The organism is Modestobacter sp. L9-4 (genome assembly GCF_019112525.1).
In the GTDB taxonomy this organism is placed as follows: Bacteria; Actinomycetota; Actinomycetes; order Mycobacteriales; family Geodermatophilaceae; genus Modestobacter.
This window is the reverse complement of sequence record NZ_CP077800.1, coordinates 1,217,731-1,232,146: the sequence shown is the minus strand read 5'-3', so window position 1 is coordinate 1,232,146 and position 14,416 is coordinate 1,217,731. Positions and strand designations below refer to the sequence as shown.

The window sequence follows — 14,416 nt, the reverse complement described above, 5'->3', positions numbered from 1 at the left end:
GGGACCCACACAGCCCGAGGGCAGGAGAGCAGCACAGATGACCGTCACCGAGGATCGTCCGAGCACCCAGGGGACCACCGGCGCCGGCCGGGTCGTCCGGGTCACCGGGCCGGTCGTCGACGTCGAGTTCCCCCGCGACGCGATGCCCGACCTGTTCAACGCGCTGAAGGTCGACGTGACCCTGGCCGACCTGGGCAAGACCCTGACCCTCGAGGTCGCCCAGCACCTGGGTGACAACGTGGTCCGCACCATCTCGATGGCCCCCACCGACGGCCTGGTCCGTGGTGCCGAGGTCCGCGACACCGGCTCGGCCATCTCGGTCCCCGTCGGCGAGGCCGTCACCGGTCACGTGTTCAACGCGCTCGGCGAGTGCCTGGACACCCCCGGGTACGGCGAGGACGCCCCGCACTGGACCATCCACCGCCACGCGCCGAAGTTCGACCAGCTCGAGGGTCGTACCGAGCTGCTCGAGACCGGCATCAAGGTCATCGACCTGCTGACCCCCTACGTCAAGGGCGGGAAGATCGGCCTCTTCGGCGGCGCCGGCGTCGGCAAGACGGTCCTCATCCAGGAGATGATCCGTCGCGTCGCCCAGGAGTTCGGTGGTGTGTCGGTGTTCGCCGGTGTCGGCGAGCGCACCCGTGAGGGCAACGACCTCATCACCGAGATGACCGAGTCCGGCGTCATCAACTCGACCGCCCTGGTCTTCGGCCAGATGGACGAGCCGCCGGGCACGCGTCTGCGCGTGGCCCTGTCGGCGCTGACGATGGCGGAGTACTTCCGCGACGAGATCCAGCAGGACGTCCTGCTGTTCATCGACAACATCTTCCGCTTCACGCAGGCCGGTTCCGAGGTCTCCACGCTGCTGGGCCGCATGCCCTCCGCGGTGGGCTACCAGCCGACCCTGGCCGACGAGATGGGCGAGCTGCAGGAGCGGATCACCTCGACCCGAGGCCGGTCCATCACCTCGCTGCAGGCCATCTACGTGCCCGCGGACGACATCACCGACCCCGCACCGCACACGACGTTCGCCCACCTCGACGCGACGACGGTGCTCTCCCGGCCGATCTCGGAGAAGGGCATCTACCCGGCCGTCGACCCGCTGGACTCCACCAGCCGGATCCTCGATGCCCAGTACGTCGGGCAGGAGCACTACGACACCGCTCGCGAGGTGCAGCGGATCCTGCAGCGCTACCAGGAGCTGCAGGACATCATCGCCATCCTCGGCATCGACGAGCTCGGCGAGGAGGACAAGGTCACGGTCAACCGTGCCCGGCGCATCGAGCGCTTCCTCTCGCAGAACATGTTCGTGGCCGAGGCGTTCACCGGTCAGCCGGGTTCCTACGTGCCGCTGAGCGAGACGCTGCAGGCCTTCAAGGCCGTCGCGGCCGGCGAGTACGACCACGTGCCGGAGCAGGCGTTCTTCATGTGTGGTGGCCTCGAGGACCTCGAGCGCAACTACGACAAGCTCAAGAAGAGCTGATCCACCCCGTCCCTGGCGGACGGGTGCAGACGACGGCCGGGTCCATCCGTGGGCCCGGCCGTCGCCGTGTGCGGGGCAGGACGGTCACCGGCTGCTCCTGTCCCGGCCGCGGAGGGTGGGGGAGCGCCATCCGATCGGGTGGCCGGGGGACGCGGCGTTCAAGCGATCGGGTCCAGCGGTCGATGATGGGGTGAGCGCGTCCGAGTCGCGGACGCCGGTACCAGGAGCAGGACACGTGCAGAGGTCGGGAGTCGCAGCGGTGCTGCGGCGCAGCCACACCAGGACGACGGGCGGCGCGGTGCTGGACCGGGTGCCCGACGGCGCACTGCCGGCCGACGCGCTCGAGTGGAGCTGGCCTCCCTACGCGCCGGTGCAGGTCGAGCGTGCCTCCTTCGACACCGACGAGTGGGCGCCTGCCTCGGTGGTCTGGCACCCGCAGCTGCGCGTCGGCCGCTGGACCGTGCTGTACCGCCGCAGCAGCAGCTGAGCGACGGGCCCGCAGCAGCCCCACGTCCAGCAGCCCGCCCCACCGGCTGCCTCAGCCTGCTCGGGGCGTCCGTCGGTCCCCTCGGCGGGCTGTGGCACAGCGACCCGCGACACGCCGCTAGACTGGACACCAGACCCGTCGCCGCCTCCGTCCGGACCGGCGACCCGCACCGCCGCCCTGACGGGCCGGCCGGTGGACCCGGAGGAGAGACGTGGCGACCCTGCAGGTCGAGCTCGTGGCCGTCGAGAAGATGATCTGGTCGGGTGAGGCCAGCATGGTGATCGCCCGTACGACCGAGGGTGAGCTCGGCGTCCTGCCCGGCCACGCCCCGCTGCTCGGTGAGCTCGCTCCCGGTGGCGTCGTCACGATCCGTTCCGAGTCCGGCGACGACCTCGTCGTGGCCGCCCACGGTGGCTTCCTCTCCGTCACCGAGCGCGGGGTGTCGATCCTCGCCGAGACCGCCGAGCTCTCCGGCGACATCGACGTGGAGCGGGCCCGTGAGGCCCTCCGCCGCGCGGAGGCCGCCGGCGACGACCCGGAGGCGCTCGCCGCCGCCCGGCGCGCCGAGTCCCGGCTGCGCGCGGCCGGCCAGGACGCCTGAGCCGCACCCGCCCGACCGCCACCGCCTCCGCAGCGCCCGACAGCCGGCCCCGGTGACCACCGCCGTCCTGGTCGTCCTCGTGGTGCTGGTGGTCGCACTCGTCGCCGCCTTCCTGTTGCGGCGGCACTTCCTGCTGTCCGGCCTGGGCGCGGTCACCATGTGGCTGCGTGCGCCCGGTGCGCCGCGCTGGGCGGTGGGCGTCGCCTGGTACTCCGGCAACGACCTGCTCTGGTACCGGGCGCTCTCGCTGTCCGTGCGGCCCAACCGGCGGCTGTGCCGGTCGAAGTTCCACGTCGACGCCCGGCGGCGGCCGACCGCCACCGACCTGTCCCTGCCGCACGAGACGGTCATCCTCACCTGTCAGACCGGGCTCGGGCCGCAGGAGCTGGCGATGGACGCCTCGACCGTGACCGGCTTCCTGTCCTGGATCGAGTCGGCCCCGCCCGTCGACCGCTGACGGGGGACCCTGCCGCCCCCCACGCTCGGCAGGCTCAGCGCGGGCCCCTGCACCAGGGCCGGGTCAGGCCTGGCGCTTGGCGGCCCGCTGGGCGTGGACGCCGCTGTGCGCGCCGGGCTCCCACAGGACGTCGCCGTCGGGGTTGGCGGAGCGGGCCAGGATGAAGAGCAGGTCCGAGAGCCGGTTGAGGTAGCGCGCCGTCTCCTCGTTGGTGCGCTCCGCGTCGACGGCCAGCAGTGCCCACACGCTGCGCTCGGCCCGCCGGGCCACCGTGCGGGAGGCGTGCAGCAGTGCGGCGAGCGGGGTGCCCCCGGGCAGCACGAACGACGTCAGCGCGGGCAGCTGCTCGTTGGCGGTGTCGCAGGCCGCCTCCAGCCGCTCGGTGTAGGCCGCGGTGATCCGCAGCGGCGGTCGGTCGGGCGCGGGCTGGACCGGCGTGGACAGGTCGGCGCCCACGTCGAACAGGTCGTTCTGGACGCTGCGCAGCAGCTCGACGACCTCGGGGGTGGGGCTGCCCAGCGCGATGGCGACGCCCAGCGAGCTGTTGGTCTCGTCGACGTCGGCGTAGGCCACCAGCCGTGGGTCGGTCTTGGTCACCCGGCTCATGTCGCCCAGGTGCGTCTGGCCGGCGTCACCGGTGCGGGTGTAGATGCGGGTCAGCCGGACGGTCATGGCGCCAGCGTAGTGAGCGGACCCCGCGGCCCCCGGCCCTGTCCCGAGGCTCCCGAGCCTGCGAGGGACGAGGAGGACGGGGCCCTCCGCCTCGCGGCGGGACCCTGCAGCAGGGCCCCCGTAGGCTGGCGGGGTGGAGTGTTTCGAGGTGACCGGTGGGGCGTCCCTGCGCGGTCGGGTCCGGGTCACCGGGGCCAAGAACAGCGCGCTGAAGCTGATGGCCGCGGCGCTGCTGGCCCCGGGACGGACGACGCTGGACGAGGTGCCCGACATCCTCGACGTGTCGATCATGAGCGAAGTGCTGCGCCGGCTGGGCTGCGGCGTGAGCTTCGAGCGGTACCCGCTCGAGCCCGGCGGCAGCCCCAGCGGCGGTGGGCGGGTGCTCATCGACGTCCCGGAGCAGCCCTCCAGCGAGACCGACTACGACCTCGTGCGGCGGATGCGCGCCTCGATCAGCGTGCTGGGCCCGCTGGTGGCCCGGCTGGGCACCGCCAAGGTCGCGCTGCCCGGCGGTGACGCCATCGGCTCCCGCGGGCTGGACATGCACGTGGCGGGCCTGGAGCGCCTGGGCGCCACCGTCGTCAACGAGCACGGCTTCCTCATCGCCACCGCGCCCCGGCTGGTCGGCACCTCGATCTGGCTGGACTTCCCCTCCGTGGGGGCGACCGAGAACCTCGTCATGGCCGCCGTGCTGGCCGAGGGCACGACGGTCGTCGACAACGCCGCCCGTGAGCCCGAGATCGTCGACCTGTGCCGGATGCTCACCGCGATGGGCGCCCGGATCGAGGGCGCCGGCACCTCGACCATCACCGTCGAGGGCGTCGAGGGGCTGCACCCGGTCGCCTACACGACCGTGCCGGACCGGATCGTGGCCGGCACCTGGGCGATCGGTGCGGTGATGACCCGCGGCGACCTGGTCATCGAGCGCGCCGTCGCCGAGCACCTGACCGTGGCGCTGGACAAGCTGGTCACCGCCGGGGCGACCGTGGAGCCGCAGGCCGACGGCGTCCGGGTCGCGATGGACGAGCGGCCCCGCGGGGTCGACGTCGTGACGCTGCCCTACCCGGGCTTCCCGACCGACCTGCAGCCGCTGGCGGTGGCGCTGGCCTCGGTGTCCACCGGCACGGCGCTGATCACCGAGAACGTGTTCGAGGGCCGGTTCATGTTCGTCAACGAGCTGGTCCGGCTCGGCGCCGACGTGCGCATCGACGGCCACCACGCCGTCGTCCGCGGCCGCGAGCGCCTCTCCAGCGCCCCGGTGCTGGCCACCGACATCCGCGCCGGCGCCGGTCTGGTGCTGGCCGGCCTGCTCACCGACGGCGTCACCGAGGTCCAGGACGTGCACCACGTCGACCGCGGCTACCCCGACTTCCTCGAGCAGCTGCGCGGTGTCGGCGTGCAGATCGAGCGCACCCAGCGCCCCAGCTGACCCCTCGGCCCCCGCGCAGGGGCCCGGTCCGAACGGGACGAGGTCCGGGGGGCGCGGGGTCCTTCAGGCGCCGAAGGAGAGCGCCAGCGCGCGGGCGCGGGCGAGGTCCTCGGGGAAGACGAGGACGTCGGCGCGGTGCGCGGCCGGCTGCCGGATGGTGGACCGGATGCCGGCGTCGGACAGCACCGCGCGCAGCGCCAGGGCGGACTCCCGGCGGCTCAGCGTCGCCACCGGCGTCAGCAGCTCCTCGGCACGCACGGGCTTGGCGGCACCGGAGCCGAACGCCCAGCGCGTGAACAGCGCGATGATGCCCAGCGCCAGCAGCGCGATGCCGGGTCCGACGGCGAAGTGCAGGCTCCCGGCGTCGATCGGCACGCTGTCCTCCACCCTCGAGCAGCCGACGGCTGCGCTCTCCGGCCGAGTGTGCCACTCCCGTGCGCCCGCTGTGGCGGAGTGGATCCGTCGGCGTGAAGCCGGCGGATCCACTCCACCTCAGGACAGGCGGACGACGACGTCCTCGCTGGCGCTGCGCCGGGCGGCGTCGAGCACGGTTGCGGTCGCGACGGCGTCCCGGGCGTCGACCGGCACCAGCCCCTGCCCGCGGACGGCGGCGGCGAAGGCCGGGTAGAAGGTGTCCCAGGCGCCGGGCAGGGTGGGCACCACGACGCTGGTGTCCCCGCTGCGGAGCCGGCCCCAGCGGGCCTCGGGCTCGGCACCCCACGCGTCGCCCAGCGTGCTCGGGCTCTCACCTGCGACCAGTGCGTCCTCCTGGCCGTCCATGGGGCCGTCGACGACGTAGCTGCCGGTCGTGCCGGTCACCCGGAACCGCCAGCCCGGTGCGCCCTCGCTCCAGCTGCCGGCCAGCAGCGACCGGGCGCCGGAGGTGTGGGTCAGTGCCACCAGCACGTCGTCGTCCAGGCCGCTGTCGCGCACCCGCCACTGCGCGTAGACGGTGGCGACCGGGCCGAGCAGCACCAGGGCCTGGTCCACGAGGTGGCTGCCGAAGTCCAGCAGCGTGCCGCCACCGGAGGGGGCCGGGCCGGGCTCGGGGGTGAACCGCTCGAAGCGGGACTCGAACCGGGAGACGGTGCCCAGGACGCCGTCGGTGACCAGGGCGCGCACGGTGCGGAAGTCGGAGTCCCAGCGCCGGTTCTGGTACGGCGCGAGCGGCAGCCCGAGCCGCTCGGCCTTCTCCACCGAGGCGAGGGCGGCCGCGGCGTCGAGGGCGAACGGCTTGTCGCAGACCACGGCCAGGCCGAGGTCCAGGGCGTGGTCGGTCAGCTCGCTGTGGGTGTCGGCGGGCGTGGAGATGGCGACCGCCTCCGCGCCGGCCTCGGCCAGCTGCTCCAGGGAGTCGAACGCGACTGCACCGGGGTGCTCGCGGGTCAGCAGCTCACGCCGGTCGGCGGAGCGGGTGACCACGCCCAGCAGCGTGCACTCGGCCGCGGCGGCGATCAGCGGGGCGTGGAAGTACCGGCCGCCGAAGCCGTAGCCGACCAGGCCGAAGCGGACGGGGTCCGCGGGAGGGGTGCTCATGCGCCGAGTCGATCACGTGCGGCGGCCCACGTCACCGGCGGGCCGAAGCGGACGGCGACCCCGGCGGAGAACAGCACGCTGTCCGGGGCGCCGCTGACACCGGGCAACCCGGCCGCGGCCAGCAGCGACTCGTCCAGCTCGAGCAGCTCCGCCCGGTGCAGCGGCCACTCGGCGTGCTCGTTGGGCCAGTAGACCGGTCCGCGCCGGCCGGGGCGGTGCAGCCCCCAGCGCGCGGTGAGGAACTGCCCCAGCGGGTCGCCGCCGGGCAGCCGCTCGCCGACCTGCACGCGGATGCGGCTGTGCGCGCCCCGCGGGCCGGGCCAGCGGCGGGAGGACGTGTAGCCGACCACGTCGCCGTCCCGGGTGACGTCCATGCCGGCCCAGGTGTAGGGCAGCCGGGCCACCCAGCGGGCGGCGAGCACCGGCAGCAGGCGGCTGGCCTCCAGCGACCGGAAGACGACGCCGCGGCGGCCGAGCGCGTCGACGGAGTACAGCCGCACGTTGGTCTCCGGGAAGGACCCGAGGTACGGCAGGCCCGGTGCGCCGAGGAAGCCGATCCGGTGCATGCGGAAGGGGATGAGCCCGACGTAGGTCACGCCGTCGAGCAGGTCGGGGGTGGTGCCGGCCGGCAGCAGCGGGGCGACCAGCGCCGGGTCGACCGCCCAGTGCAGGAACGCCAGGTCCTGCCAGGTCTGGGTGAACACGGTCCGCCCGGCAGGCCGCGGGGCGGTGGGGCTGAGCGGCTCGGCGGTGGTCACGCACCCCAGCGTGCCCCAGCGGCACGCGGGGTGGGGGACCGGCGGGTAGCGTCGCCGTCCGTGCGCCTGGTCATTGCCCGCTGCTCCGTGGACTACATCGGGCGGCTCACCGCCCATCTCCCGCTCGCCACCCGGCTGCTGCTGGTCAAGGCCGACGGGTCGGTGTCCATCCACGCCGACGACCGCGCCTACAAGCCGCTGAACTGGATGAGCCCGCCGTGCTCGCTCAAGGAGGAGCTCGCCGACGGCTCGGGCACGTGGACGGTGACCAACAAGGCCGGCGAGCAGCTCGTCATCACCATCGACGAGGTCCTGCACGACCACCGGCACGAGCTCGGCGTCGACCCGGGCCTGCAGAAGGACGGCGTGGAGGCCGACCTGCAGCGCCTGCTGGCGCTGCACGTGGAGACCTTCGGCGCGGGCTGGTCGCTGGTGCGCCGTGAGTACCCGACCGCCATCGGCCCGGTCGACCTGCTGTGCCGCGACGCCACCGGCACCACTGTGGCCGTGGAGATCAAGCGCCGCGGTGAGATCGACGGCGTCGAGCAGCTGACCCGGTACCTGGAGCTGCTCAACCGCGACCCGCGGCTGGCCCCGGTCAAGGGCGTGTTCGCCGCACAGGAGATCAAGCCGCAGGCCCGGGTGCTGGCCGCCGACCGGGGCATCGACTGCGTGACCGTCGACTACGCCGTCCTCAAGGGCACCGACGACCCCTCCGCCCGCCTCTTCTGATGAGCCGCCGAGGAGGTTCCTCGGGGCGGGGCCGCGCCCGCCCCGAACCCGCCCGCACGCCGTGGTCGCCGGTCGAGGAGGCCACCGACGGCGACTGGGTGGTGCGGCCGCTGTCGGGCTCGGCGAGCGGCAAGACCTACCGCTGCCCGGGGTGTGACCAGGAGATCCGCCCGGGGACGCCGCACGTGGTCACCTGGCCGGCCTACGCCCGCGACTCCGACCTCGAGCCCTGGGACACCGAGTCCGCCGCCGACTGGCGCCGGCACTGGCACACCGCCTGCTGGCGGGCCCGCGACCGACGGCACTGAACGAAGGACCCCGGCGCCCCCCCACTGCTCGCAGGCTCGCAGCGGGGCCCTGCGCCAGGGCCGGTCAGGCGGCGACGGCGTAGACGACGACGTTGTCGGTGTAGCTGCGCCGGCTGCGGTCGAAGGTGCCGCCGCAGGTGATCAGCCGGAGCTCGGCGCCGGCGGTCGGGCCGTAGACCTGGGCGGTCGGGAACGCCGTCTTCGGGTACGCGGCGACCTCGGTGACGGTGAACGGCACCGGACGGCCGTCGCTGCGGGTGACCACCACCTGGTCGCCGGGGACGAGCTCCTCCAGCCGGAAGAACACCGCCGGGCCCGACTTGTTGTCCACGTGCCCGGCGAGCACGGCCGGGCCCACGTCCCCGGGGGCGGGGCCGGCGGAGAACCAGCCCGCCTGCGCGTAGTCCGCCGGCGGCACGAGCGCACCGGCGGCGTCCACGCCGATGTCGACCAGGTCGGTGTCCAGGTCGATCGCCGGGGCGCTGACCCGCACCGGGGCGACGACCGCGGCGGCGACCGGCCGGGTGAGCAGCACCGGCGCGGGCGGGGCGTCGGCCACCGCGGCCGGCGGCGGGCCCGGGTCCTGCCCGCCGCCGTCGACCAGGGCCACCGTGCCGGCGGTGACCGCCACGACGGCGAGCACCACCCGCAGCAGCACCACCCCGCGGCGGGGTGGACGCCGGTGCCGGCCCTCGAGCCGGGCCGGCCGCGGGACCGACGTCCCGGCGTCGTCCGCCCGGGCCAGCAGCTCCGGCATCCGCGTTGCGGCCTCCGGCGTCCGGCCCGGGCCCTCCGGCACGGCCGTCAGGCCGCGAGGTGCCGCGGCTCGTGCCCGCGGCGGGGGAACCGGGTGCGCGCGGTCAGCAGCAGCGCCCCGACGGCCAGGCCCGCCAGCGCCAGCGGGCCGGCCGGGACGCCGCCGTCCGCCGCGCCACCGGCACCGGCCTCGACGCCACCCACCGGGACGACGCCCGGGCTGGCGGCGTCCAGCTCCGTGGAGACCGACAGCCCGCCGCTGCTGCGGTCGAGCACCAGCACCGTGTAGACCGAGCCCGCCGCCAGGTCGACCGGCAGGTCGCTGGGGGTGCCGTTGCCGGGGGCGACCTTCAGCGTGTCGGCGCCACCGGGGACGTCGACGTAGTCGGTGTTGTCGGCGAAGGACAGCCCGCGGGCCAGGGACGTGTCCGTGCCCAGCGAGAGGTCGACCGGCGAACCGGTGGCCGCGGCGTTGATGACCCGGGCGCGGGACTGGCCCGACGGGGGCAGCGTGAGGTCGTCGGGCAGCACGGCGAAGCCCAGGTCGGCGAAGTAGCCGACGCCGGCGATCGTGGTGGCGGTGCCTGCGGTGACCGTGACGGTGGTGGCGAGCACCGGCGGGCTGGACGGGTCGGCCCCGGCGCCCCGCGCGGCCACCGTGTAGGTGCCGGCCGGGACGGTCTGGTACGGCGAGACGTCGCCGTAGCTGACCCCGGGCAGCACCACGCCGGTGCCTGGTGAGGAGACCGAGTCGATGTAGGCGTCGACCGAGGGGGTGTCGGGCGAGAGGTGCATCATCCGGACCAGGCCGGTGCCGGCCGCGGCGGCGGGAGCTGCTGCCGAGGCGGCCGGGAGTCCGAGCGCGCACAGCCCCGCAGCGAGCAGGGCGAGCAGGGGGACTCGGGTGAGCCGGGACATGGAGCTCCTTCGATCACGGGGTCGGTCTGGTCCCGGTGTACCGCAGTGGCCGGGATCCCGCACGCCGAGTTCGGAGTCGTCGACGCAGGGTGATCAACGTCGGGGGGCGGTGACCAGCGCGTCCGGGTCCCGGACCAGGTCGTACCCGATCAGCAGCCCACCGGGGACCTCGCTGATGCGGTCCGGGACGTAGGGCTCCTTCTGCGCACCGAGCCAGCCGCGGAAGCGCTCGGCGGCGGCCGGGTCGGTGGCCAGCGCCTTGTCGTCGACGGTCGCGACGACCGCCTGCCGCACCGGGGTGTCCGCCGGCTCACCGGCGACGGCGGGCAGCGAGTCGACCCCGACGCCGTACTGCGCGCCGACGCCGGCCAGGAGCGTGAGCAGCCGCGGGTCGACCCGGCCCTGGGTCAGCAGCTCGGCACCGGCGGCGGGGAACCGGTTGGTGGGGTTGGCCAGCAGGGCCGCACCCAGCTGCTGGCGCGTCTCCAGCTGCTCGGGGGTCGCGGGGACGGCGCCCGGGTCGGTGACGACGAGGTCGCCGCCGGGACCGAACCGGGCGACCGGGGTGCCACCGGTGGGGGCGGAGCCGGAGGTGATCTGCAGGACCGGGGCGCTGGGCGCGGTCGAGGCGGGCACCGGGACGTCGGTGGTGGGCAGGACCCGGTCCGGGTCGGCCCCGGCGTGCACCAGCTGGGCGGTGAGCCCCGGGTCGGCGGTGACGACGGCGTCCTCGGGCAGCTGCTCGCCCAGCCAGCCCACCAGCTCGGCGTCGGCGGCGGCACCGAAGTCGCTACGAGGCGTGCCCGAGAGGCCCGCTGCCGCGACCCCACCGACGGCGAGCAGCGCCAGCGCCCCGGCCAGCGCGACCACCAGCCGGGCCCGCGGGCGCGCCAGCACCGGCCGGCCCAGGCGCGCGGCGGCCAGCGTCCCGAGCGCGGCCACCAGCAGGGCCGCGATCGGCAGGCAGAGCAGCAGCGCCGCGACCCGCTCGGCCGGCGGCGCCACCGACAGCAGTGCTGCCGCGGCGAGGGCGACGGCGAGCGGGCGCAGCCGGGGGAGGAGCACGGCGGCCAGCACGCCGACGGCGAGCAGCAGACCACTGGCGACCAGCACCCCGGTGCGGTCGGCGCCCCAGCGGGCGGGGTCGGCGGCCTCGGGGGCCCAGCGCTGCACCAGCGCCCGGCCGCCGGTCAGCAGCAGCACGCCACCGGCGGCCGCGGCCGCCCGGCGGGCCGGGTCGCCGCGCCCGGCGGCTGCAGTGGCCGCCCCGGCGACGAGCAGCAGGAGCACGTCGGGCGCCAGCAGCACCGCCAGCACGACGGCGACGGCGGCGAGCAGCCCGACCGCCACCGGCACCCGGCCCAGCAGGGAGCCGGTGGCGGCGTCGTGCTCACCGGCCGGTCGCAGCCAGCTGGTGAGCAGCCAGGCCGCCAGCAGCAGCCAGGGCACGGCGAGGGCGGCCGGGGACGCGACCGCGTGCAGCGGCACGAGCACCGGCACTGCACCGAAGGCCAGCACCCCGACCGCGCACCCGGCGTCGGGGACCCCGAGCCGGCGCGCGGTCCGCCACAGCAGGACGGCGCTGAGCACCAGCACGACCAGCAGCAGCTCGCGCTCGGCGGCGACGAGGCCGGCGTGCCGCTCGAAGGCCCGGGTGACCGTGGCGTAGACCGCCGTGTGCACGGCGGCCAGCCCCTCCGGGGACAGCGGCGCGAGGTCGGTGGTGCCCCGGGCGACCGCGAAGGCCGGTGCGGCCAGGGCGCCGTCGCCGGGCAGCGGCAGGCCGCGCAGCATCCGGGCGCCGACCAGCCCGACGACGACCACGGCGAACAGCGGCCAGAGCAGCCCGATCCGCACCCGCTCCGGCCACGGCTCCCGGGCGGCCCGGTGCCGGGCGCGCGGCGCGACGACCGGCGCACCGGGGGAGGACGGACCGTCGACGACCGGTGGAGCGGCGGGCGCGGGCGGTGGCACGGGCGCGGTCGGCTCAGCCGGTCCCGCGCCCCGGGTCCGGCGGGCCCGGCGCGCCGGGACACCGTGCGGCGCGGACCCGGGGACGGCGTGTGGCTCCGGACCGGGGGCGGTGCCCGGTACGGCGGCCGCCCGGTGGCTGCCGCCCTCGCCACCGACGGTGGCGCCGGGGTCTGCCGGTTCGGCCACGGTGTCCTCCTCCGGTCGCTCGGTGGGTCCTCGCGGCGCCGGGCACCGCGGGAACGGGTGCGGGCGCCGACGTCCTGGGGCGATGGTGCCCGGTCCACCGCCGGATGCCCAACGTGGGACTGCCCGGCGCGGCGCCACGCAACGCGACGGACCCACCGGGCAGCGTGCCCGGTGGGTCCGTGGAGAGCGGGTGCGGTGCGGTCAGCCCTGCTGCGGGGCTGCCGGTCCGCCGGTCGGCGCGGGCACCGGCGGTGCGGCCGGCGGCTGGGTCCGGCCGCCGGCCCGTGCGGGCACCGGCGGGGTCTGTCGGGCGCCCTGCGCGGCGGCACGCTCCGAGGTGGCCGGACCCTGGCCGGCTGCGGCCGACTGCGTGGGGTGCGCGGGGGTGGGCGTCCGGCCGGCCTGGCGGGGCGCGGCCGGTGCCTCGGCGGGCGGCGCGGAGGTGGCGAAGGGCGCCGGCACGCGGACGGCCTGGGTCTGTGCCGCGCCCGACTGCGCCGGGGCAGGTGCGGCGGCCCCGGCCTCGGCGGCCGGCGGCTCCGCGGCCACGGCCACCTGGGTCGGGAGCTCCTGCGCGGCAGGCTGCTGCGCCGCCGCCGGCTGTGCGGGGGCCTCGTCGGCCGTCGCCGGTGCGGCGTCCGCCGGCTGGGCGGCGGTCGGGGCCTGGGCCGGCTCCGGGGCGGTCTGCTGCGGCTGGTCGGCGAGGTCAGGCAGCCGGGAGAGCAACCCGCGGACGTCGGCCAGCCGCCGGGTCACGTCGTCCCGGATCCGGCGGATCTCGACCGCGGAGGCGTCGGCGTCGGCGACGGTGCGGGCGGCGTGCGCGTCGGCGGCGGCGACGCGCTGCTGGGCGGCGGAGACGGAGGCCTGCTCGCGCTCCTCCTCCAGCCGGGCGGCCTCGGTGCGACGGGCCCGCTGGGCGATCTCGAAGTCCTGCTCGACCTTCGTGCGCCGGGCCTGGGAGTCGGCGTCGAGCTGGGCGGCCCGCTCCTTGGCCTTGTTGACCAGGTCGTCGGCCCGGGCCTGGGCGACGGCGGAGATCTGCTCGGCGTGCTGGCGGGCCTCGAAGACCAGCCGCTCGGCCTCGGCCTGGCTGGCGGCGGCCCGCTCGCCGAGCGCCCGCTCCTCGCCGGCGACCCGCTCGCGGACGGCGTCGACCTCGGCGGCCACCTGGGCGTGCAGCGCGGCCGCCTGCTCCTGGGCGTCGCGGCGGATCTCCGCGGCCTCGTCCTGGGCGAGCTGCAGCATGTTGGAGATGCGCTCGCCCATGTTCTCGAACGTGGGTGCACTGGCGCTGGCGGCCCGGCGACGCAGCGCCTCGACCTCGCCGTGCAGGGCCTGCAGCTGGCGCGCCAGGTCGGCCGACCGGGAGACGGCCGCGTCGCGGTCGGCCAGCGCGACCCGCAGGTCGGCGTCCAGCCCGGCGAGGGTCTCGGCCACCTGGTCCCGGTCGTACCCCTTGCGCACCACGTCGAAGGTGGGGCCGCTCTGGAAGGCGAGCTGGTCGTCGCGGGGGTCGCTCATGCGCGTCATCCTCGCAGAGAGGGCGGCTGCGGGACACCGTGGTCCGGAGGTCTCCCAGCCGACTCCCAGGGAGCCGGCCCCGGCGGTCGCTGGCCGTCCCAGGGGCGTCACGGTCCGTGCCGAGGAGTCAGTGCGCGGCCGGTTCCACCAGCTCGATCAGCACGCCCCCGGCGTCCTTCGGGTGGACGAAGTTGACCCGGCTGCCGGCGGTGCCCCGCCGGGGGGAGTCGTAGAGCAGGCGGAGCCCGCGGCCGCGCAGGACGGCGGCCGCCGCCTCGACGTCGGCCACCCGGAAGGCCAGCTGCTGCAGACCCGGGCCCGAGCGGCCGATGAACCGCGCGATCGTCGACTCCGGCGTCAGCGGCGCGAGCAGCTGGATGCGGGTCGTGCCGTCACCGACGGCCAGCATCGCCTCGCGGACGCCCTGCTCGGTGTTGGTCTCCTCGTGCACCGAGTGGACGCCGAGGGTCTGCGCGTAGAAGGCGATCGCGACGTCCAGGTCGGGCACCGCGATGCCGACGTGGTCGATCGTGGTGAACAGGTCGTCGGGGGAGTCGGTCACCCCGGGGATCCTGCCGTCCCCCGGGTCGACCGG

General features: G+C 76.0%; 16 protein-coding genes. 7 read left to right on the top strand and 9 right to left on the bottom strand.

Annotated elements, in window-relative coordinates:
- The first annotated feature begins 37 nt into the window (after positions 1-37).
- The 4 genes from atpD to KUM42_RS05660 all read left to right on the top strand — a co-directional run bounded on the left by atpD (position 38) and on the right by KUM42_RS05660 (position 3,028).
- A complete protein-coding gene (atpD, locus tag KUM42_RS05675; protein ID WP_237495717.1) occupies positions 38-1,483 on the top strand; it encodes a F0F1 ATP synthase subunit beta in 1,446 nt (481 codons plus the stop codon).
- 235 nt (positions 1,484-1,718) lie between these two features.
- A complete protein-coding gene (locus tag KUM42_RS05670; RefSeq protein WP_237495715.1) occupies positions 1,719-1,970 on the top strand; it encodes a hypothetical protein in 252 nt (83 codons plus the stop codon).
- A 211-nt stretch (positions 1,971-2,181) separates the two neighbouring features.
- A complete protein-coding gene (locus KUM42_RS05665; protein ID WP_237495714.1) occupies positions 2,182-2,571 on the top strand; it encodes a F0F1 ATP synthase subunit epsilon in 390 nt (129 codons plus the stop codon).
- Positions 2,572-2,623: 52 nt separating this feature from the next.
- Entirely contained in the window at positions 2,624-3,028 is a 405-nt protein-coding gene (locus tag KUM42_RS05660) for a DUF2550 domain-containing protein (RefSeq protein WP_237495712.1), read from the top strand.
- A gap of 63 nt (positions 3,029-3,091) precedes the next feature.
- On the opposite strand, the gene KUM42_RS05655 is transcribed toward KUM42_RS05660, so the two are convergent.
- Positions 3,092-3,700: a cob(I)yrinic acid a,c-diamide adenosyltransferase gene (locus KUM42_RS05655; protein ID WP_237495710.1), complete on the bottom strand. Its 609-nt coding sequence runs from the start codon at positions 3,698-3,700 to the stop codon at positions 3,092-3,094.
- 133 nt (positions 3,701-3,833) lie between these two features.
- Here KUM42_RS05655 and murA point away from each other — a divergent pair, with 133 nt between their 5' ends.
- A complete protein-coding gene (gene murA, locus KUM42_RS05650; protein ID WP_237495708.1) occupies positions 3,834-5,129 on the top strand; it encodes a UDP-N-acetylglucosamine 1-carboxyvinyltransferase in 1,296 nt (431 codons plus the stop codon).
- Between the two features lie 63 nt (positions 5,130-5,192).
- On the opposite strand, the gene KUM42_RS05645 is transcribed toward murA, so the two are convergent.
- The 3 genes from KUM42_RS05645 to KUM42_RS05635 all read right to left on the bottom strand — a co-directional run bounded on the left by KUM42_RS05645 (position 5,193) and on the right by KUM42_RS05635 (position 7,423).
- Positions 5,193-5,504 (bottom strand): hypothetical protein, encoded by a 312-nt coding sequence (locus KUM42_RS05645; RefSeq protein ID WP_237495706.1) that lies wholly within the window; start codon positions 5,502-5,504, stop codon positions 5,193-5,195.
- A gap of 117 nt (positions 5,505-5,621) precedes the next feature.
- On the bottom strand, positions 5,622-6,665 hold the full coding sequence (locus KUM42_RS05640) for a Gfo/Idh/MocA family oxidoreductase (protein WP_237495704.1): 1,044 nt from the start codon (positions 6,663-6,665) through the stop codon (positions 5,622-5,624).
- Positions 6,662-7,423 (bottom strand): YqjF family protein, encoded by a 762-nt coding sequence (locus KUM42_RS05635; protein ID WP_237495702.1) that lies wholly within the window; start codon positions 7,421-7,423, stop codon positions 6,662-6,664. The genes KUM42_RS05640 and KUM42_RS05635 overlap by 4 nt, the downstream gene beginning before the upstream one ends.
- A gap of 60 nt (positions 7,424-7,483) precedes the next feature.
- Here KUM42_RS05635 and nucS point away from each other — a divergent pair, with 60 nt between their 5' ends.
- Both nucS and KUM42_RS05625 read left to right on the top strand, forming a co-directional pair.
- Positions 7,484-8,155 (top strand): endonuclease NucS, encoded by a 672-nt coding sequence (gene nucS, locus KUM42_RS05630; protein WP_237495700.1) that lies wholly within the window; start codon positions 7,484-7,486, stop codon positions 8,153-8,155.
- A complete protein-coding gene (locus KUM42_RS05625; RefSeq protein WP_237495698.1) occupies positions 8,155-8,463 on the top strand; it encodes a hypothetical protein in 309 nt (102 codons plus the stop codon). The genes nucS and KUM42_RS05625 overlap by 1 nt, the downstream gene beginning before the upstream one ends.
- Positions 8,464-8,527: 64 nt before the next feature.
- Here KUM42_RS05625 and KUM42_RS05620 read toward each other — a convergent pair whose 3' ends face one another.
- From KUM42_RS05620 to mce, 5 genes are all read right to left on the bottom strand, one after another.
- Complete coding sequence (locus KUM42_RS05620; protein ID WP_237495696.1) at positions 8,528-9,220, bottom strand: class F sortase; 693 nt, start codon at positions 9,218-9,220, stop codon at positions 8,528-8,530.
- Between the two features lie 47 nt (positions 9,221-9,267).
- Positions 9,268-10,137, bottom strand: a complete 870-nt coding sequence (locus KUM42_RS05615) for a DUF4397 domain-containing protein (protein ID WP_237495694.1) — start codon at positions 10,135-10,137, stop codon at positions 9,268-9,270.
- A 93-nt stretch (positions 10,138-10,230) separates the two neighbouring features.
- Positions 10,231-12,111 carry a hypothetical protein gene (locus KUM42_RS05610; RefSeq protein WP_237495692.1) on the bottom strand — a complete coding sequence of 627 codons (1,881 nt, stop codon included), beginning with the start codon at positions 12,109-12,111 and terminating at the stop codon, positions 10,231-10,233.
- Between the two features lie 387 nt (positions 12,112-12,498).
- The gene (locus KUM42_RS05605; protein WP_237495690.1) at positions 12,499-13,821 is read right to left on the bottom strand and encodes a hypothetical protein; all 1,323 of its coding nucleotides are present in this window, start codon (positions 13,819-13,821) and stop codon (positions 12,499-12,501) included.
- A gap of 127 nt (positions 13,822-13,948) precedes the next feature.
- Positions 13,949-14,383 carry a methylmalonyl-CoA epimerase gene (gene mce / locus KUM42_RS05600; RefSeq protein ID WP_237495688.1) on the bottom strand — a complete coding sequence of 145 codons (435 nt, stop codon included), beginning with the start codon at positions 14,381-14,383 and terminating at the stop codon, positions 13,949-13,951.
- Positions 14,384-14,416: the final 33 nt, after the last annotated feature.

Coding starts and splice junctions, on each gene's coding strand:
- atpD (WP_237495717.1), top strand. CDS start 38: ATGACCGTCACCGAGGATCGTCCGAGCACCCAGGGGACCACCGGCGCC.
- KUM42_RS05655 (WP_237495710.1), bottom strand. CDS start 3,700: ATGACCGTCCGGCTGACCCGCATCTACACCCGCACCGGTGACGCCGGC.
- KUM42_RS05640 (WP_237495704.1), bottom strand. CDS start 6,665: ATGAGCACCCCTCCCGCGGACCCCGTCCGCTTCGGCCTGGTCGGCTAC.
- KUM42_RS05625 (WP_237495698.1), top strand. CDS start 8,155: ATGAGCCGCCGAGGAGGTTCCTCGGGGCGGGGCCGCGCCCGCCCCGAA.
- KUM42_RS05620 (WP_237495696.1), bottom strand. CDS start 9,220: ATGCCGGAGCTGCTGGCCCGGGCGGACGACGCCGGGACGTCGGTCCCG.
- KUM42_RS05615 (WP_237495694.1), bottom strand. CDS start 10,137: ATGTCCCGGCTCACCCGAGTCCCCCTGCTCGCCCTGCTCGCTGCGGGG.
- KUM42_RS05605 (WP_237495690.1), bottom strand. CDS start 13,821: ATGAGCGACCCCCGCGACGACCAGCTCGCCTTCCAGAGCGGCCCCACC.